The organism is Sulfitobacter sp. BSw21498, from assembly GCF_006064855.1.
Taxonomy (GTDB): Bacteria; Pseudomonadota; Alphaproteobacteria; order Rhodobacterales; family Rhodobacteraceae; genus Sulfitobacter.
Map to the genome: position 1 here is coordinate 2471922 of NZ_CP040753.1, position 19850 is coordinate 2491771.

The 19850-nt window shown below is 52.5% G+C and carries 15 protein-coding genes and 1 tRNA gene; 10 read left to right on the forward strand and 6 right to left on the reverse strand.

All coding sequences use genetic code 11. The features are described 5' to 3' along the window. Positions 1 to 133 precede the first annotated feature (133 nt). Positions 134 to 2269, forward strand: a complete 2136-nt coding sequence (locus E5180_RS12005; protein WP_138924575.1) for an integrase catalytic domain-containing protein — start codon at positions 134 to 136, stop codon at positions 2267 to 2269. Next, entirely contained in the window at positions 2266 to 3207 is a 942-nt protein-coding gene (locus E5180_RS12010) for an AAA family ATPase (protein ID WP_138924576.1), read from the forward strand. The genes E5180_RS12005 and E5180_RS12010 overlap by 4 nt, the downstream gene beginning before the upstream one ends. Before the next feature lie 214 nt (positions 3208 to 3421). Here the strand turns inward: E5180_RS12010 and E5180_RS12015 are convergent. Both E5180_RS12015 and E5180_RS12020 read right to left on the reverse strand, forming a co-directional pair. Next, positions 3422 to 3499 (reverse strand) — tRNA-Arg (locus E5180_RS12015). Positions 3500 to 3989: 490 nt separating this feature from the next. Continuing rightward, a complete protein-coding gene (locus E5180_RS12020) occupies positions 3990 to 4691 on the reverse strand; it encodes an acyltransferase (RefSeq protein WP_254700464.1) in 702 nt (233 codons plus the stop codon). A 143-nt stretch (positions 4692 to 4834) separates the two neighbouring features. Here E5180_RS12020 and E5180_RS12025 point away from each other — a divergent pair, with 143 nt between their 5' ends. The 3 genes from E5180_RS12025 to E5180_RS12035 all read left to right on the forward strand — a co-directional run bounded on the left by E5180_RS12025 (position 4835) and on the right by E5180_RS12035 (position 8822). Next, positions 4835 to 7333, forward strand: coding sequence for a glycosyltransferase (locus E5180_RS12025; RefSeq protein ID WP_254700465.1), 2499 nt, complete (start codon positions 4835 to 4837; stop codon positions 7331 to 7333). A 251-nt stretch (positions 7334 to 7584) separates the two neighbouring features. Further along, positions 7585 to 8064 (forward strand): DapH/DapD/GlmU-related protein, encoded by a 480-nt coding sequence (locus tag E5180_RS12030; RefSeq protein WP_254700577.1) that lies wholly within the window; start codon positions 7585 to 7587, stop codon positions 8062 to 8064. After that, on the forward strand, positions 8061 to 8822 hold the full coding sequence (locus E5180_RS12035; RefSeq protein WP_138924579.1) for a sulfotransferase family 2 domain-containing protein: 762 nt from the start codon (positions 8061 to 8063) through the stop codon (positions 8820 to 8822). The genes E5180_RS12030 and E5180_RS12035 overlap by 4 nt, the downstream gene beginning before the upstream one ends. 7 nt (positions 8823 to 8829) lie before the next feature. On the opposite strand, the gene E5180_RS12040 is transcribed toward E5180_RS12035, so the two are convergent. After that, positions 8830 to 9753, reverse strand: a complete 924-nt coding sequence (locus tag E5180_RS12040; protein WP_138924580.1) for a glycosyltransferase — start codon at positions 9751 to 9753, stop codon at positions 8830 to 8832. Positions 9754 to 9843: 90 nt separating this feature from the next. Between E5180_RS12040 and E5180_RS12045 the strand changes: the two genes are divergently transcribed. Genes E5180_RS12045 through E5180_RS12060 form a run of 4 tightly spaced genes read left to right on the forward strand, consistent with a single transcriptional unit; the run spans position 9844 to position 13560 of the window. Continuing rightward, positions 9844 to 11175, forward strand: a complete 1332-nt coding sequence (locus tag E5180_RS12045; protein WP_254700466.1) for a capsule biosynthesis protein — start codon at positions 9844 to 9846, stop codon at positions 11173 to 11175. Between the two features lie 8 nt (positions 11176 to 11183). Continuing rightward, entirely contained in the window at positions 11184 to 11840 is a 657-nt protein-coding gene (locus E5180_RS12050; protein WP_138924581.1) for an ABC transporter ATP-binding protein, read from the forward strand. Positions 11841 to 11863: 23 nt separating this feature from the next. Further along, on the forward strand, positions 11864 to 12766 hold the full coding sequence (locus E5180_RS12055; protein ID WP_138924582.1) for a sulfotransferase: 903 nt from the start codon (positions 11864 to 11866) through the stop codon (positions 12764 to 12766). Continuing rightward, entirely contained in the window at positions 12766 to 13560 is a 795-nt protein-coding gene (locus E5180_RS12060) for an ABC transporter permease (RefSeq protein WP_254700467.1), read from the forward strand. Before E5180_RS12055 ends, E5180_RS12060 begins: the two co-directional genes overlap by 1 nt. 20 nt (positions 13561 to 13580) lie before the next feature. On the opposite strand, the gene E5180_RS12065 is transcribed toward E5180_RS12060, so the two are convergent. Both E5180_RS12065 and E5180_RS12070 read right to left on the reverse strand, forming a co-directional pair. Then, positions 13581 to 16073 carry a calcium-binding protein gene (locus E5180_RS12065; protein WP_254700468.1) on the reverse strand — a complete coding sequence of 831 codons (2493 nt, stop codon included), beginning with the start codon at positions 16071 to 16073 and terminating at the stop codon, positions 13581 to 13583. Between the two features lie 113 nt (positions 16074 to 16186). Beyond that, positions 16187 to 17578: a DUF2793 domain-containing protein gene (locus E5180_RS12070; protein WP_138924583.1), complete on the reverse strand. Its 1392-nt coding sequence runs from the start codon at positions 17576 to 17578 to the stop codon at positions 16187 to 16189. A 345-nt stretch (positions 17579 to 17923) separates the two neighbouring features. On the opposite strand from E5180_RS12070, the gene idi reads away from it, so the two are divergent. Continuing rightward, positions 17924 to 18442, forward strand: coding sequence for an isopentenyl-diphosphate Delta-isomerase (idi, locus tag E5180_RS12075; RefSeq protein WP_138925209.1), 519 nt, complete (start codon positions 17924 to 17926; stop codon positions 18440 to 18442). Here the strand turns inward: idi and E5180_RS12080 are convergent. Further along, positions 18439 to 19842, reverse strand: a complete 1404-nt coding sequence (locus tag E5180_RS12080) for a hypothetical protein (RefSeq protein ID WP_254700469.1) — start codon at positions 19840 to 19842, stop codon at positions 18439 to 18441. The genes idi and E5180_RS12080 overlap by 4 nt on opposite strands. Positions 19843 to 19850: the final 8 nt, after the last annotated feature.

The window sequence follows — 19850 nt, forward strand, 5'->3', positions numbered from 1 at the left end:
CTTCGAAGGTTGAGCAAACTCTACATTAAACTGAGGGAAGTTTCGGGGGGCAGGTCAGCTTGTAAACACTTCCACCGGTGAGGTGGGAGTCACGTCTTTCTCCAAATTCGCAAGCCTTCTAAAAAGCCCTGTAATGAAAGTGTCTCGCTCAAGCGCATTATCTACAGGTATTTTAGAGCTCCGCCTCGAAGACTTGATGTTTGCGGATCAACTTGCAGCACCACAGCGCGAGAACGGGGAATTTCATCGTGCAATCTGCATCGCCGCTGCATCATTGCGAGAGAACCTGCGGATCAGGAGCGGCGACAACGAACTACGATTAACTGGGAAGCTACTTGATGAAAGAAAAAATCGAATTTTTGTTTGCGAGGTCGCGAAAAGCGTTCTCGGCAAGGCCGTGTATCCAGCGAAACCGCCGGGAGGTAGGAACTCGCACTGGGTACTTTATCGCGGCCGTACGATCTTAAAGTACCTGGAGATCTTTGATGCCCTAAGTGCTGACGACGACGTGATTGCTGCCCTTGCAACACTTGACCATAAAAAGGGGAATAGGACCCAGAGGCTACCCATCGAGCTATTGGAACTTATGACCGAAGCATGGGAACAAATCGGACTGGACCTTAAGGGCCCTTCTCCCTCAAATGTTCTAAATCATCTCGAAATGCTGATTTTTGAGAGGAACAAAGCTCGAAAAAGGAATGGCCTTCACGCTCTTGCTGTACCATCGCAAAAGGCGCTCGTGGCTCATCGAGCGTACCTCCAAAGCCCAACTGAATATACAGTTTCAATTAAGGGAGAAGTTTACGGCCGAAACAAAAGGGGAAGAGGCAGTACAGATTTTCGGGCGTTGCTCGTAGGTGAGCTTGTTGAAATTGATGAATGCAAAATCTCTCTTATCACAACAGCAAAAATGCAGGGGTATTGGGAAAGATTATCAACTCACCAGAAGGAAAACCTCACCGCTATCGACGAGGACATCAAACAGCGTTTGAGTCTCCTTGTAATGATTGATGTCGCCAGCAGGATGCCCCTAGCGTGGGTACTGAGTGACCAACCCAAAGCCGAAGCAACATTAGCACTTTTCAGAATGGCCACACGCGACAAGACGAGGGAAAAGACTGTTTATGGGTGCGCCAATGACCCCGCACCAGCCATGGGTTTGGGCATGATTAAGTCCGATAATGGTGTTGGCCTACGAAACTCAAAGGTAATTAGCAGTGCGGTCGGGTTGGGCGCGTTATTCACCACCGTCAGGACTTATGCTTCTCCCGACAAGCCATACGTTGAAAGCTTTTTTGGAATGACTGAGTCAATGCTTATCAAACTGATCCACGGTTACACCGGTCGGAAAGCTGGAGAGCTCCCGGGCTACGATTCAGTAAAAAATGGCGCGCTAGACACAGACGAACTCTACGGCATTCTAACCCGCTTCTTTATTGATGAGTATCCTTCAAGAAAGGATATGGGAGTAGGGATGGGAGGACGCCGACCAGCAGAAGTCTTAAAGGCTCTCAACAACGAGCGCGGTTTATTCAGACCGTTGGATGAAGACCAGCGCCGAATTCATCTCGGCTGGAATTTTCAAGCAACCCCAAATGACGAAGGGGTCCGAGTATTGTCTGAGCTCAGGTACAACTCTGAACAATTGCAAAGAGTTGTAGACGAAATTCCACACACCAAAGTGTCAGTATATCTTGACCCGGACAATGTGAATGAAGCCACAGCTATCATCTCAGGTGTTTCAGAGATTTTTCGGCTTCAACTTCAGGTTACAGCATTTTCGGACCTGACGGTTGCGGAAGTCCTTGAGATTACAGAAGCTCACCTTCGCGAGTCTCCGGACGCTGCGGTAGTCTACCAAGATCGAATTATGTCGACACGACGCAAGCTGCACGACCAGCTAAGAAGAATTGGCGTCGAGAATAAATTGCCCCGCAGCTATTCAACATTTGAAGAGTGCGAAGAAAAGGCCCGGCACGTGTTCAGGGGCGTCCGCATTGAACAATCAAACTCCGAACACAAAACAGTACGACCTGGAGAAATCACCTCTAGTAACGGCGGCCCAGGCGTCTATCCACTTGGCGCGGACAACAGCCCAACTGCGACGCTAAAGCCGTCCGTAGAGGTCGCAGAGGCTCTTAAAATGGATCAAGTTGATCCGGAGCTCCTCCCAGCTGCCACAGCTTCAGTTTCGAAGAGCGTAAAGCCGGATACTGACAAGAAACACCAACCTATCGGACGACCCAAACGAAAAGGTAGTTTTAAATGAGCTTCGTGAACCGTGAAAGGATTGCACTTTTGACGGAGCTTAAGGCTCCACATTTCGAGTTCCCTCGAGAAGCGAAGTTAAGATCGGCCTTCGAGAGGTGTGTTGAGGAATATTTAACCGCCCAGCAGATTGGGGGCCTAGAAGTTCGCGGCCTGCTGGTCACTGGTCAGTCTCGTATTGGGAAATCCAGAGAGTTGAATTCACTCATCCGAAAATTCAATGAAAGTGAGACTTTGATGCCAAACGGACGGCCAGCGAAAATTGTAAGTTGTCTTCTTTCTGGTCAAGTCACGTTCAAGGATCTTGGCATCAAAACACTTAGGGCGCTTGGATATGATCTTCACCGGACCCGGACACAGGAGTACATTTGGAAAAGAGTTGTAGATCAAGCCGAGAGACAAGGTGTCATCGGTGTTCATTATGATGAATGCCAGCATGTCTTTATCGATGGCGCGAAATCTAACAAAATTTTTCTTGATAGTTTCAAGTCGATGATGAAAGAACGGCATTGGCCAATGATGCTGATTTTGTCGGGTGTTCCGACCCTCTCCAATTATATTCGTTCGTACGAACAGCTTGAGAAGCTCGTTGACCCAGTCCATTTTGATGAGATTAGACTAAAACGGGACAGTGACCAACTCGTGAAACTCTTGTACTGCTATGCTGATAGAGTCGAGATGAATATCGACGAACTTGTTACCCCAGACTTTTTGGCGCGCCTTGATCATGCATGCTCCCACCGATGGGGGCTTGTAATCGAGTTGTTGATCAAGACGTTAGTAGAAGTAAAACTATCTGGTAAAAATGAGCTTGAGGTAAATGACTTTGCCGTACAGTTCGCCGCAAAAACAGGCACTTTGATGCGATCCTCGCCATTCACCGCACCCGATTTCCTGACGGCGTTCGACTCCCAAAGACTATTTGAAATCAATTCATAGCTAAAATTACCCCAGTTCTTCCCAAAAGATGCTCGCCCTTGGCGGGCATTTTTTTGGCATGCACGTTTATTCTTCCCGGCTGCATGCTTATGATTGAAGATGAATTTGGAACTTAAATTAACCATATGATTAAAAACGTTTTTTTCAGGTATATGCTTGCCGACTAGTGATCCTTTTGCACGCTTATGCCCAATTGGCAGCAACTTCGGAAAATTGGCGAGCCGTGGAGGACTCGAACCCCCGACCTGAGAATTAGAAGTTCCCTGCTCTAATCCAGCTGAGCTAACGGCCCGCACTTTATGTCGAGAGTTTCTGTCAACGCCCTCAACATTGTCGATGTTGGTAGCCAAGCGGCATACCCACCATTAAAAATTCGTTCCGTCTCAACAGGGTAAAGAACATGAAAGCGCAAAAGGCACGATCTCAGCTCATCCAATTGAATTACGCGGACGCATTTGGGGAGCTTATCCGCTTGATGCTAACTCGTGTCAATACGCGGTGGATACTTGTGCTGCATAGCACCTAGTTATCCCATATTTCAAAGCAATGGTTGGCAGGGGTCTATTCTTACTTTAATCCCACTGGGCTTCCGGCCCCATCTGATCTGCGGTGCCTCTTGTCGAAGCAAAAGATGGCACCTGGCACAGCTTGTAGATTTCCAAAGCCGCGTTTCTTGCGCGCTTAGCTGTGGTCATCGGAGCATTCGCTGACAACCAATATAGCCATTGAACCACGCCTTTTTCTCAGAACGCCGCGCACGACCCGCGAATAATATGGGTCTGCTACTGCTCCGTCGTCGTGTTAGGCCCTCCGGATTTTTCGCCTGCCGGCATACCCCCTAATGGGCTGTGAAACGCCTCAGTGGTTTCATCTTCATGCGCTTTTTCTGTGTTTAACCGTCGACGGTCCCAGGTTATCCCCGATCGCACCACACGCGCCGGCACCCCGACCGCGAGGGAATGCGCAGGAATCGCCCCCATCACCATCGACCGGCTGCCGATAACGGAATGCTGCCCTATAAGCGCTCCTTTCATGATCCGTACACCCTGAGCCAGCCAAACATGATCCCCAATTTCAATATCCAGCGCTGGGTTCAGCCGCGCGCCTGTCTCAGTATCAAGAATAGAGTGCATGTCGCTGACATCCATCATGATATCCCCCGAAAACATGCAGTCCTCGCCGATCGTGATGGTCCCGGCTTCATGCAGACTAAGATGCGCCATCATTGTGGTGGTACGGTCACCGATACGGATAGATGTGTTACGCGCGCGGCAGCGCAACGACCCCGCGAGGCTGCAATTCGCGCCGATACGAATGACGCTATCATGGTTCCTCATCTCGATTAGGCCGGCAGAAATGACGGTCTCTTCGCCGATAACCACGTGATTATTGTTCCCATAAATAGTGATGCAAGCCCCCCCAGAACACGCGGAAGTTCGGGAAATATCTACCTGATTATTATGGCCGTAGTCCGTCACGGACATGCCGCGATGCGATCCGTCCACCTATGTTACCTCCGTGCGGTGCGCCAAATTTTTTACGTCATGAAACAGAATGAAATTAACCTCTCCTTAAGGGCGGGCATGCTGAATTAGCCCTCGATACCTGCAACATAGAATCGAAAAGATTGATTTTGTATAAACAGCTCAAAGCCCTTTTTGCCCGATACATTGCCGCCCATTTGCAGGCTGAGGGACGGCCAGTGCCTATACTTGGCACAACGGGAAAGGTCGTCGGTGCCATCGACGTCCTGCATGTCGGCTCGGGAAGCATCAGATTGGCAGGCTGGACCTTTGCAGAAGATGTCGTTTTGCACATGAACGGCATCAAAGTGAGCACGAAAGCCAACTTGCTACGCGAAGATGTAGCTGACGCCCATGGCGGCGGGAAACACGTCGGATTTGACCTAACCACCCCGCTCGGTCCCACGCATTTACACGAAATTAGCCGTTTCGGCGTCGAGTTCCACCACAGCCGTGGGACACCGCCTCCAATTTCGCGAAATCTTAGCTTTGCACGACTTTGGTGGACAAAGTTACGTCTGGCGCTTTCATTTCTATTGGCATTGGTCCTGCACCTCCCCGCCTTTTTTAGGTGGCGCATCTCGCGCGATCCCTCACATCGGTCACAGATCAAGCGGGGCCTAGGACTTTGCCCCATTCCCCAGGCACGCGAGCTTGATCCTGATCTATTCCGCCCCAAAGCCATTCCCACGGGAAATGACACGATAACGATTATATTGCCGATATTTAATGCCTATGACGTACTGAAGGAGGCGCTACAGCGCATCGTCGATAATACCGACCTGCAGTGGCGCATCATCCTGATCGAGGATTGTTCGACCGACAAACGCGTACTTCCTCTGATTCGCGATTGGTCAGTTACCAACAAAGATCGTGCGACTTTGATTCAGAACTCACAAAACCTTGGCTTTATAAAAAGCGTGAATAAAGGTCTCAACTGCGCACAACGCTGGTCGGATACGATCGTACTACTGAACTCCGATGCTTTGGTGCCGCCGAAATGGGCTAGCCGACTTATACAGCCCTTACGTCAATACCCTCGGGCGGCCACTGCGACACCCATGTCGAATGATGCCGAAATATTTACGGCTCCGCTGATCTGTGCTCCTCAAAACCTTGCATTTGGGCAGGGCGACCTTATCGATGTGACAGCCGCAAATCTAAATCCGGAAGCCTATACTACAGCCGCACCGACAGGAGTGGGTTTTTGTATGGCGATTAACCCTAAGTACCTGAAAAAGGCACCTCAATTAGATATCGTTTTTGGCAAAGGGTACGGCGAAGAGGTTGACTGGTGTCAGAAAATAAGGACTGCAGGCGGGCTACATTACTGCGCAATCAACTTGTTCGTGGAGCATCGTGGCGGGCAAAGCTTTGGATCGGAAGCAAAGTCGCGCCTGGTTACAAAAAACAACGCGCTTATATCCAAGCGCTATCCTCACTACGATACCGACGTACAAAACTTTATCAAATCGGATCCGCTTATTTCACCACGCCTTGCATTGGCGTTGGCCTGGATAGCGGCCCAAGACACCTACCCAGTTTCGATTTACTTCGCGCACAGTATGGGCGGCGGTGCCGAAGCCTATCTCCAGCATAGAATTAAATCTAAACATTACGCCTTGGGTCGCGCTGCTATCGTTATCAGAATGGGCGGAACGATGAGGTGGCAGATCGAACTACACTGTCAGGATGGTATCATTTCTGGCGGGACGGACAACTTCGACTATGTCGTTGAACTACTACTTCCATTAAAAAAGCGAAAGCTTGTCTACTCCTGCGCTGTGGGGGCACGCGACCCACTTGGAGTTCCGAAAGCTATTTTACGGTTAAGTCAAAATGGAAATCATAGAATCGAATTTCTGTTTCACGACTATTTTTCGATTTCTCCAGATTACACACTTACGAACGAAAATGGCTTGTATGTTGGTCTGCCTGAGATCGATGGAAAATCAATAAAATTAAAGGCGGAGCACGTTAACCTCAGGCAATGGCAGAATGAATGGGAACAACTTCTAGAGGCTTCTGATGAGATATCTGTGTTTTCTAGAAATAGCAAAGATATCGTTTCCGAAGCATATCCCCAACATACGCCGAAAATAAAAGTTAAGCCGCATCAAATGCTACATTCGGTTCCGCTCATCAAGTGCCCTGACAGCCGAATGCGCCGTGTCATCGGTGTCTTAGGTGATATTGGCTTGCAGAAAGGCGCATGGGTTATAAGCCGCTCAGCATCGCAGATTGATAAGCTTGGGCTTGGTCTAGTAATCGTTGGAAATTTCGACCCGGCCATCCCTCTCTCGCCCTCAGTACCCATTCACGGAAACTACAGCGTTACTGATCTGGACAAAATTGCGGGACAATATGGCGTGACAGATTGGTTGATACCATCGGTCTGGCCTGAAACCTTTTCATTCACCACGCATGAAGCGCTGGCAACTGGCCTGAACACCCACGCCTTCGCTATCGGGGCTCAGGGAGAAGCCGTTGCCAAGGCCGAAAATGGGTATGCCATCCCTTTTTTTGCCGAGAATGATCTAGCTAAAGTCTTACTAATCCATATTGAAACTCAGATCGTCAAAACGTGGGCGCTGGCTTCATGAACCAAGTCAACCTTTCTCTCTCGTCACTCCGCAAACGTGGTATTGAGGTGCTTAGCCGAGGCGCGCCTACGATAAAGCTGCCCGAACACACAGTGTTGGAGGTACCGGCAAGTTTAAAGTGGACACAATACGAACATTCGCTCGAAATGGGTGCGTTCTCGTATCAGGTGTCGGGATACTGCTTCGCTGCCCGGATAGGGCGCTATTGTTCTATGGGAGAAAATGCACAAATCGGGCGCCAAAACCACCCAATGGATTGGGTCTCGACCAGCCCCGCCTTATATCTTGGGGATAAAATTTTCGATTTAGATGACGGGTTTGAAGCAGCGGAGCATTATCACAACTCTCGGCATTCGCACAGCAGACCGCCCACCAGAGTAAAAGTAACGACAATTGGGAATGACGTCTGGATTGGACATGGGGCGTATATCGCAGCCGGTGTAAGTGTAGGAGACGGAGCAGTGGTAGGCGCCCATTCTGTCGTAACACGCGATATTGCCCCCTATACTGTCGTCGCGGGGAATCCAGCTACGATAAAACGCATGCGTCTTCCGCCTAGTCTCATCAGTCTCTTACTAAAATGTCGCTGGTGGCGATTCGCCCCGTGGCAGATCGACCATCTCGATCCGTCAAACGTGCTCGAATTCTGCAAGGGGATAAACAGCATGTTGCCGCACGTAGATCCTTACACCCCAGAAATACTGGACTTACGGGCAGGTCGCACTCAATGAAAAAGATTGTGTTCTTGCATATCCCAAAGACGGCTGGGCAATCTGTGCACTCTGAGTTGTTTAGAATATATGGAAAACGAAGAACATCGCCCATTCGCGTTCACCACCAAGCCAATCAATATCAACAATTTCCAGAAGGATATGACCTATATTCAGGGCATCTGGATTGGCACCACCCCTCTCACTTTGAAGATGACGTTTTTTCTTTCACTGTATTGCGCGACCCCTACGAAAGGATAGCATCCTTTTATTTCTACCTCCGACAAAAATCGCTCGCCGCCTCTGACCGCATGCTTTCAATGCCCGAGCACACCGGCTTACGCAGGGTGAAAAACTGGACACCGAACGACTACTTCTTTGGTGGGGATGTAGCCTGGCGAACGTTCATCAAGGACCATTATGACAATTTCTACTGTAGTTATATGGCAACCGGCAAAGTCCGGGGCACAATCGAAATAGCCGAAATTTCGCGTGAGGTACTTATCGAACGTGCAGTAAAAAGAGCGAAGCAGTTGAGCCGCATTTATCAGCTGAGCAATCTAAATTTTCTGGAAGTAGATATTTATACCATAACAGGGCATCAAGTTTACATTCAAAGCACGCGCATAAACGCTGGCCCCAAAGTCATTCATCGGAGCAGATGGCAGGATCTCATGTCATTAATTAACGATAAGCCTACCCAGAGGCGATTAGAAAAGTTCGCCGAGTCAGACGTTGTCTTTATGAAGCAGTTGGGCGACGAAGGCTTGTTGATTTAATGTTCTCTTAAAGCCGTCCACACCGCGCGAGCAAGCTTAAGGCAATATTGCCAGAATAGCTCTGCCTGTAGATGCCCATAGAGTTCAAAGGTGTCCGACCACGTGTATTACATTTGGTCCTCCACTCCTGAAATCTAAGCAATTTCTCCCGAGCCCCCGCATCTAAGACGGGGCTCAATCGAAGCATCGCCGACGCGTTGGCATCTATCCAATTCGCAAATGTACCATCCACGATGCGAGTCAGCCGATGTCTTAGATGGCCGACCGGCGCACCCATCACGTTTGCATCGTGTTGTCGATAAAATATACTGGGCTTCTCGTCGTGGATTACACCAAACCCCGCTCCTGTAATTGCCTGATACAACCACCAATCGTGAAAAGGAATTTCAGCACTCGCCGAAGTAAATAAAATGCTACGAAGATAATCTGTCACGCCAGGCGGACAGACAATCGTATTTCCCCTAAGGCAGTTCTGAACAATTGCATTTCCGAAATTACAGGGCCGCATGAAATTGGGGGACACACCAAGACCCGACATCCTAGCGTCGACGTAAAAACTTCTACTACTATAAACATCTGAGTTCTCACGATGTTTTAAGAGCTCCACAGCACGCGAGATTTTATGCGGCATCCAGACATCATCCTGATCGCAGAAAGCAACCCATTGTCCTGCTAACTCCTTTTGACCCAACAAATAAAAATAATTTCCAGCCACTCCAGTATTCGGGCCCTTAAGTAGGCGAATGTCATAATCAGGTGTGTTGGATTGAAAGTCTAAAAGCCCCTCCCACGTGCTATCGGTCGAAGTGTCATCGCTGACCCAAAGGCTCCAACCGCGATGCTCTTGGCGGCGGATCGACGCCAATTGATCTGCAAGGAACACACCCGCATTTTTTGTTCCCATTAAAATATGAACATGCGGTTCCTTCATTCTATATTCCTATAAAATTTAAATGTCTTTCTTTGAAATAGCTCACGGCGATTAATAAATCATGAGGACTATTCAATTATTACAGTTGTCATGAATCAATCAATCGCACAGTCAGCGAAAGATCCACCGACACACGCGCGCCTCAAGCAACGAAAGCTTCAAGAGCGCGAAAAGGCGCTCGCACGTATAGAAGAGCAGCGCCGGAGAAAAGTGCGCGCAATTAAGACACAGAGAAACAGAATTGATACGACTGCCCAACCGAACGTACTGACCCTACCGCCCCCTAACATTGCTGCGCCTGTTCCGAACGCGCGTCTTCAACTGCGGCATCGCCTTGCGTTTCTGAGTTTTGTGCTCGGGGTTTTAGGGTCTAGCCTAATAGCTTCCTGGTACCTCTGGGAACGCGCCGCGGACCGCTACACCTCCGCGTCGGGCTTTTCAGTTCATAGCGAAGATATGAGCTCGGCAGTAGAGCTTCTGGGTGGGGTGGCGAACCTAACAGGAAACGGAGCCGACTACGAGGAAATGCTCTATCAGTTCATAAGAAGCCAAGAACTCGTTTCACGCATAGATAAGACGCTGAATTTACGCCATATTTGGTCATCTTCTGTCACGGAACTGGACCCGGTTTTCGGCTACCATTCGCCCGGCACGATCGAAGATCTGACAAAATACTGGGGGCGCATGGTCAGTGTTTACAGCGATAACAGCAGCGGATTGATTAGCCTCAGGGTTCAAGCCTTCACTCCAGCAGACGCGCAGGCCATCGCGACTGAAATATTTAAAGAAAGCTCCAATCTGATTCACCAACTCTCGGCCATTGCACGCGAGGACACGACCAAGCACGCGGGTGAAGGTTTGGATCTCGCGGCACAGCGCCTTGAGCACACTCGGCGGGACCTCTCAGATTTTAGAAATAAAAATCAAATAGTTAGCCCGGATTCACCTCTTCAAATCCAAACTGGGCTTCTGTCATCCCTAGAAGCGGAAATGACAGAAACGCTGATCAGTTTAGATATGCTAAGTCAAACTAGTACCAATACGGATCCCCGCCTCAAACAAGCAGAGCGAAGGCGCCAGATTATCGCAGACCGCATCTCTCAAGAGCGCGAAAAATTGAACTATGGGCAAAACGCCCAGCGCCCCGCCGGATTTGCCGAACTATTCGGGCAGTTCGAGAGCCTAAAAGTAGATTTAGGGTTCTCAGAACAGGCCTACCTAGCCGCACGGGCCTCCTACGACGCGGCAGTTGCGGAGGCGCGGAGAAAATCCAAATATTTGGCGGCACACATTCCTCCAACGCTGTCAGAAACAGCGGCGCTTCCCAACCGCCCGTTCTTATTAGGAATGACATTCATCACTAGCTTCACGTTATGGGCATTAATTATGATGATTGTGTACTCGCTACGTGATCGACGCTAGTTGCACCTATGATTGTCCTTCGAAATTTAACCAAAATCTATAAGTTGCATGGCCGTCAAAAAACCGTCGCTTCCTGTATGAACGCAGTTTTTCCGAGCGGAATATCGGTGGGATTGCTGGGCCGAAATGGAGCGGGAAAATCGACGCTTCTTAAACTTATCGCAGGCTCCGCCGATCCGACGTCCGGTGATGTGCTCACCAAAGGACGTATTTCATTCCCCGTTGGCTTTGCGGGGTCGTTCCATCCCGACATGACGGGGGCACAAAACACGCGTTTTGTAGCGAGGATCTATGGGGCAGACACATCAGCATTGATCAATTACGTTGCAGACTTCTCAGACCTAGATATTCATTTCCATCTGCCTTTTCGCACGTACTCCGCTGGTATGAAATCGCGTTTAGCTTTTGGTGTGTCCATGGGGCTCAAATTTGACACATATCTTATTGATGAAATTACTGCGGTAGGTGATGCCAGTTTCAAACAGAAAAGCCGACAAATTCTCATGGACCGCCTTACCACAGCAGGCGCGGTTTTTGTGAGCCACTCCAACGGGATGCTGCGCGAACTATGCACTGCAGGTGCGGTGCTTGAAGCGGGTAAGCTTACATACTTTGATGACATTAACGATGCGGTAGCACATTATAATTACAGTACAGCCAAGTGATGACTTGACCCAAGGCGTAGCATATGGCCCCACCCTTCCTGCCCGAAACCACAAAGCTCGCGTATTGCATCGGCGCACAAAAAGCCGGGACGACATGGCTCTATGAGATGCTGCGAACTAGCAATGAGATACACTTTTCGCGCAATAAGGAACTGCATTATTTTGATGTAATCTCTGGAAAAGCAGAACAGGTCTTTAATCTTCGCATCAACGCAGTCAAAACTTTGGCGAAGGAACTGATTTCGGAACACGGTGCAAAAAACAGAAGACGGCTCAAAGTTTTGACGGAATTGACGGATCTTTTGTCAATATACACCGATGATGAGGGTGAGCATGGGGCGTATCTGACCTACCTCCTACAAGGGTTCACCGGTCAACGGGTTATCTGCGATATTACCCCAGCCTATGCGATTCTTGATGCTAGGGAGTTTGCTGAGATGGGCAAGCTCGGGCAGGCTTCCTTTATTTTTATCATGAGAGATCCGATCGACCGTATGTGGTCGCAGATCAGGATGGCAGTCAGTTCAGACCATTCCCAGTTCAGTGACTTCCAACATGCCTGTGAGGTACGGGCTCAGCATCTGATCGATAGCAATCGATTGGCCAACCTAGAGCGGGCAAATTATCGTCGCACAATATTAGAACTTGAGGCAGCTATACCTCGCCACCGGATCAAGTACGTCTTTTACGAAGATCTTTTTCATGCGCGCACTATGCGAGATATATGTACATTTCTCAAAATAGCGCCGCTGACACCCAAAGCAGGCCTTCACAGTAACACCGGGCGTCACGCTATGTTGCCCGAGATATTAAAAGATCAATTTCGCGGTGCCTTCTCTCCGCAGTATGAATTTATCTTGGACCGTTTCAAATCAGCGACCCCGGCCAGATGGCACATCAACGGTGCCCGTCAGGGTGCGGCTTAATGAAATCTGAATTCCGCCATAGACGGGTTATGCATTTTGCAACGCCCCGCATCGTTATCGCGCTCATTTTACGTGAGATTGGAACGAGCTACGGCAGGTCGCCGGGGGGATACCTTTGGGCCCTGGCTGAACCGGTTCTGGGGATCGCCCTTCTGACGGTCATCTTTTCAATCGGTTTTCGGTCTCCTCCGATCGGCGTCAATTTTCCACTTTTCTATGCGACCGGTTTGTTGCCTTTTCTAATGTTTGTTGACCTCAGCAATAAGGTTGCGCAGGCCATTAATTATTCGAAACAGTTACTCGCCTACCCGCGGGTGACCTTTATAGATGCTATTTTGGGTAGGTTTATCCTGAATTTCCTAACGCAGCTTCTTGTGGCATTTATCGTTTTAGCTGGTGTTATATTGCACTTCGACACACGGGCAGCATTGAACCTTTCACAAATTGCGTCGGGTTTGGGGTTGATCGCCGCCTTGTCGTTTGGCCTTGGCGTATTCAACTGCTTCATGATGTCTATGTTCCAGATTTGGCAACGCATCTACGCGATCTTCACGCGACCGCTTTTGCTGCTTTCTGGGGTCATTTTCGTCTATAGCACGGTGCCTGAACCCTATCGCGGGTGGCTATGGTATAATCCTCTTGTTCATATCGTGGGGCGCGTGAGGGCCGGTTTCTACCCCAATTATGACGCCCCCTATGTCTCCGTATCATACGTTTATGCCATATCAGCACTTTTGGGCTTGTTCGGGCTAATGCTCCTCAGGCGCTATCACCGTGACATATTAGAACGCTAAAGGACCGCACGCGGAGCTCTCTAAAAGGTCTCGAAATCTCCTTTTAAATCAGAAAGGTCTGCTACACCCATTAGGTCAAGCGTCTTTCCACTGCCGAAGTCTAAAGCGATATGCCCGCCATCGCTTTGGCTGGCATATGATTGAAGCAGTGTCAGGGTAACACTGCCCCCCCCCCACAAAGCTGAGTCCAACGCGAGTGTATCAATTCCGGGCTGGAAGCTTAAAATTGTATCTTGGCCCGACCCGTAAATAAATGCGTCCGCGCCAATTCCGCCCGACAGGACATCATTGCCCGCGCCTCCATCGAGTGTATCACGACGAGCGTTGCCCTTCAGCAGATCATCGCCATCGCCTCCTATGACCAGGTCTGACCCATTGTCGCCCGACAGCGTATCGTTTCCTGACCCACCGTTAACCGTATCATTATTGATCCCACCGGCCAGACGGTCATTCCCGCTGTCGCCTTGCAGCACATCAGCGCCGGCATTTCCAAATATCTGGTCATTTCCACCACCGCCGAACAGGTGATCCGCGCCCGCGCTCCCCTCTAGTCGGTCCTTGCCGGCCCCACCCCACAGGCTGTCCGCGTTCAAGCCACCGATCAAATGGTCGTCGCCGCTGTCGCCATAGATCTTATCTGCACCGTTGTTTCCGGTTAGCGTGTCGTTCCCGTCCCCACCACCTAGCGCATCATATCCGTCCCCCCCCGTCAGCGTGTCATTGCCGTCGCCGCCTCGGATGGTATCCCACCCGATGCCCCCCCAGATCTGATCCGCCTCGGTACCCCCGTCGATCAGGTCGCTGCCGGCGTTACCATAAATCATATCGGCTCCGCCTTCGCCCAAGAGTGTGTCGTTGCCGCCCCCCCCGCTCAGACGGTCCCCCGACCCGCGCCCGCTGATATGATCGTTTGCACCCTCTCCCACCAGATTATCTGACTGGGGCGTCCCGACCAGCACCAACGGGATTGGCGCAGCTGGCGAGGTTGCCGTGACAGGCTCTTCTGGCAGGATCCAATTGGGCATGAAACGCGACTGCCCGACCACATCCAGGGATTGAATGTCGCTGGGGCTAAGGGATTGACCGTTCGACGTTTTAATCACCAATTGTTCGTCACCGAAGGACAGAACGGCACCGTCATGAGTAGAGACAACCGACAGCTGCGAAGCATGCCGCAGAAACGGCCATCCGGAAAGATCGATGCTGTCCTGCTTGATATCGAAATCAACAATTGTATCTATAGTACCATCTGAGGACAGAACAAACCGATCGCGACCAGCACCGCCAGTCAGCGCGTCTGCGCCCCCACCGTCACGCAAAATATCGTCGCCCTCACGTCCCGATATTTGGTCCGCTCCCGCCCCGCCGGACAACATATCATCCCCCGAACCGCCGCTAATCGTATCCCCCTGCCCGGTCCCAACTTCTGCATCGACACGGTTCGAGATATCGACCGCAAAAACGCTTAATCCCGCTTCTGCCCCAGACGCGACGGCAAGATGCAGCACATCACCCATGACTGAAAAGTTAATGGCCGAAACAGCATCGAGCGTGCTGTCCTCCGTGTCTTCAATCGAAACAAGATGCAGCAACCGTCCGTCGGCCAACAGCTCGAACACCGAGACGCCATCGTCCCCACCCGCAGCCGCGAGGTAGGCGCGGCCATTGTGCGCCGCTGTTTCAATCATATGTACCCCGTCAAATCGCGTCGCCCGTGTATCGAGGACATGATCGGTTAAGGTTAACGAACCATCCGGCGATAGCTTAGCGACGCTGAGAGATGAGCTCCCCGCAGCGGCCAATACCGCAAATCCCTGCCCTCCAGCTTCGACAAATGCTGTCGCCGTCGGCACACCGATCCCCACGCCCTGCTCCGCCGCGATGCGGGAAACCTCTTGGGGGACGCCGTTTCGATCAATTTTGTAGGAAATCAATGCGTTATCTTGGGCCGACGCCGCCAGAAGATAGGGTGCGCCGTTCGCATGTCCGACGCTCAATCCGGTTAGACCTGCCTCTGATCCGGTACCGCTTTCGCTTGAAATCCGCGAAAGGGTTCCGTCATCGTTCATACGCCATGTCCCGATACTGTCAGCCCCGCGCACCAGACCGTACAAATAGCTTTGGCCGTTGGCGTCCAGCATTTCGGTCCCAAGCAGTTGCGCTGGCACATCCCCCCCGGTCACGGTGGACACCTCCGCAAACCGGCCATCACCGGTCAAACCTATCCGGGTTAGCGCGGCATTTTCCGCACCCGTTAGCAGCAGTGCCCCCTCAACAACTTCAAGCTTGCTGGTGACACCAGCCCGTGTCTCCCCGCCAATGGGCCGACTGTCCAGAAACCTTAGCCCCCCTGCGTCATCTATACGATAGGCCAGTAAATCACCGCCCCCAAAACGCGAGGTCGTGTATAAAACCGACCCGCCAGAGGACTGCACAACGGCCATATCCGTCACCCCCGTCAGCGCCAGATCCGACCGGCCGGGCAAAGTGGTTAAGTGGTTAAGCTCCATCATTTCGTCCCCTCATAGGTGTTGTGAGGACAAAGATGCGCTGGAAGTCTTAACAGTGGCTTCAGGATTTAGGGCGGCATTATGGTTCTTTCATACAATTTTCGGGGTTTACGCGCTTAAACATAAATACCGCCGCTTTGAACGCTGCCCGCCGTATCCCCAGGCAGCACAATACTGCCACTTTGGATCACGCCCTGGGTCGCCACATCAAAGCGCTTTCCCGTGGCCGTCCCCGCGAAACTATGCCCGCTAAAATCCGCCTGCCCCGCCATCGTGCAGATCGCAAAGGCGGTGGCGAATTCTGGCGTATTGGCCAAGGTTAGAGCCTGAATACCGCCCTCAAGCACTGCCCCCTGCGACAGCCGCAAGTGATAGGCCGCGCCGCCGTCGATCGCGTAAGAACCGCCCCCTTCTAGCCGCCCGCCCACGAGGTCAATATGCCCGCCGGCAGTGCCAAAGGTGACCTGATCGACCTCCAACACGCCACCGGACAAGACGCGGAGTGTCGGCTCGGTGCCGGACGTCTCCAGCCTAACCCCAAGCAACTTCAGCCATCCCGTGACCAGCTCAATCGCAGCCCCTGAGGAGGTCACCGTCACAGCGTCAGGGTCGCTGACATTACCAATAATCTCGACACCGCCGCCGCCCAAAACTGTCCTTATCCCAACCGGCACAGCGCCCAGATCATAGACGCCATCGGCAAGCTGCACCGTCACCAGATGCCCGCCACCGTCGGCACGCGCTACTTCCGTCACCGCACGGGCCAGCGTCGCAAAGGCACCCTGCCCAGCAGTCTGCCCGTTCTGGGTATCACCTCCCAGCAGCGGATCTACGTAGTAAGTGCGCGGACCGGTCAGCATCTCGCGCCAGCCCGAAACAGGGGCCGTCACCCGCCCCGTCGCCGCGTCTATCCGCAAGGCTTCAGCCCAGCCGATACCATCCGCGCTCACCTTGAACGTGAAATCATCGCTTCCCGCTGTACCCAATTCCGCACGCCCGCCGAATGATGTCTGGAACAACAGACTGGCGGTATCACCCGCCGCCGCTTTGTTAATCTTGACCTGATGTCCGGCACCGGCATGGTTAAAAAGCACCGCATCCGACGCCACAACGAGCCGGTTAGTCCCATCGGGGGACGCGCCCACTCCCAATTGCGGCACATCGCTTAGCCCCGGCACGGCCCAGCGCGCCCCGTCGTACACAACATGCGCTTGGCTCGGACTGACAAGCGCCACCCAACCGGGCAAAGGTGCGATGAACTGCCAAGCACCATCCACAAAAACCGCTATCTCGTGGTCATGCCCGGCCCAGTCTGCCTGACCATCTGCCGCCACAAGAAACCGGTCCCCCTCCGATGCTGTCGAAGGGGGAATGTGCTGGGTATAGGACTGCACAGCCAGTTGAACTACAGCATCCAGCAATCGCAACGCCTCGTTATGGGTCACATGCTTTTGGGCCTGTGACGGCTGGATATACGGCAGGGCAAGGACGGGGGACGTATCGGTCATATAGCGGCTCCGGTTTAGATAAACTCGATCAAGCCACACCCTGCGGCATGTCGGTTAACAACACCCTGCACCACCGCACGGCCCCCTGGTTTGCCTATGAAACCGTTGAGTGATGTGCCGGGTCCAGTCACGAGGCCATTAACGGACCCGGCGACACCTGTGGTGGGTGCGCCCCAAGACGCTGGCGGTGCCGCTCAGGGGTTCATAGCGCCATTGTGTATCCAGCGGCTGACATTTCGCGCTCGACCCGCTAGACACTTGCCTAACATGGATCGGCCAACTGGCCGCAAGGACCAGAACAGCGGATATGACACCACCACGACACGACCAGAACAGGGCAGCCACATGACCACGATGATCCCTGCCTGGGTCAACGGAAGGCTCTCTCCGGTCGAAAAGCTGGAAGTCCATGAGCGCGGCCTGCGCCACAAGGCGATTTCGGTATTTGTGATGCGCGGACACGAAACGCTGATCCAACGTCGGGCGCTTGGGAAATATCACACCCCCGGCCTTTGGGCGAACGCCTGCTGCACGCACCCATTCTGGGACGAACCGGCCCTCACCTGCGCCAAACGACGGCTGGACGAAGAGCTGGGGATCACAGGGCTTCGGCTAGAGCATCGCGATCAGGTCGAATACCGCGCTGACGTGGGCAATGGCCTGACTGAACACGAACTGGTAGAAATCTATGTCGCCGAAGCTGTCGCGCTGACCGATGTTACCCCCAACCCCGCAGAGGTGATGGACACCGCCTGGATCGATCTGACCGAACTGGCCCGCAAGACCCGCGAGACGCCAGAACACTTCACACCCTGGCTGCGCATCTATCTTGCCGACCATATGGACAGCATTTTTAGCGATTAGTCGTCAGCGTCTTTCGATGGCTTTGGGGTAAATACCATCAGCAACGCGTCGCCCTCGCGCAGCAAATGCACTTCAGCCTCGCTTGCTATAACTTCGGGCCGTGTAGGGCAGTCCTTTGGCGCTTCGACACAGGCGACAGCAGTTTTGCCGGTCAGCTGTTTCAACCGCGAGGGCAGCGCTTTGTAGGATTGTATACCTGCCTTCACCCCCGAGGCGATTTTAGATGGATCGCCAAAGATAAAGACCGGCCCTTCGGTCGCCTGCACCTCCTGCGCCCAGGTCTTTGTATCACTTCGCCAAGCATTCGCCTGACCATAGGACAGAAACAGCTGGATAAACCAAACGCCGATGATCAGCAGCAACGCATTACGCCCTAACCTACCATATAGACCCTCATCCTCGCTCAGCAGCTGGACGGCACGTACGGTGGTCAGCGCAAAAAATACCCAGAAAAAGATGAACGCCCGCGGCGGTACGATCACACCAAGCTTCAGCGCCTGAGCCACCACCAGCGCCAGACCGATGGCCAAGCCAGCCCCGAGATAAAGCGCCTCAAGCGGCGCGCGTTTGCGCAGCACATTCAGCGCCAGAATATACAGAAAGGGAATAAAGCCGATCAACGGCGGATACCCGATGCCTGTGCGGTTCAGGAAAAGCATCAGGCTCTCCCCCAGTTTCGGAAGGTTCGCGACCATCCCGCCAAGCCCGTGCCCGGCAGTCGGCTCACGCCAATCAGCCACGGGCACGCCAAACACACCATGCACCTGCCAGTTCAACGTATAAACAGTCAGGACCGCCACGACAAAACTGGCGCAGAACAGCACCAGTAATCCCGCAAGATCGCGCACTGAACGGTCCCGCGTGCGGGCAATACACACTGCCAGCAGCAACAGCGGATAGGTGGTATAGGCCATAAAGCTGATGATCACGAACAGCGGCAACAACCTGCGCAACTGCGCACTAGAGAGATAGCACGCCGACACCGCAAACAGCGTTACAACGGCCAGCCCTGGTATCAGCGTGTTGAACCAAAGCGAGATCAGCATCTCGGACGGGCAAACCAGCATGAGCAGGGCCAGAACGACCGTGAACCACCGCGACGCGCCCGACCCTATTGTGGTCACCGCAAGCGCTGCCACGAAGCCCGCCCATAGGCTCTGATACAGGGCAAAGTTCAACCACGCGGGCGTCACGACCTCGCGCAGGTGCCAGATATAATTCAGCCACCGTCCCTCGTGCAGCGTCTTGTTCCAGAACACAGGCGCATCGCCGAAAAAGGCAGGATAGTCATCATGGCGGATCATCGGGTCCAACAGGTTTTGCCCCGTCAACAGAAAGGCCGCCGCCAGCGTGATCCAGAACACCGGCGCAAGCTGTACCCGTTCTGCATCAGCCCGCATAGCCGACC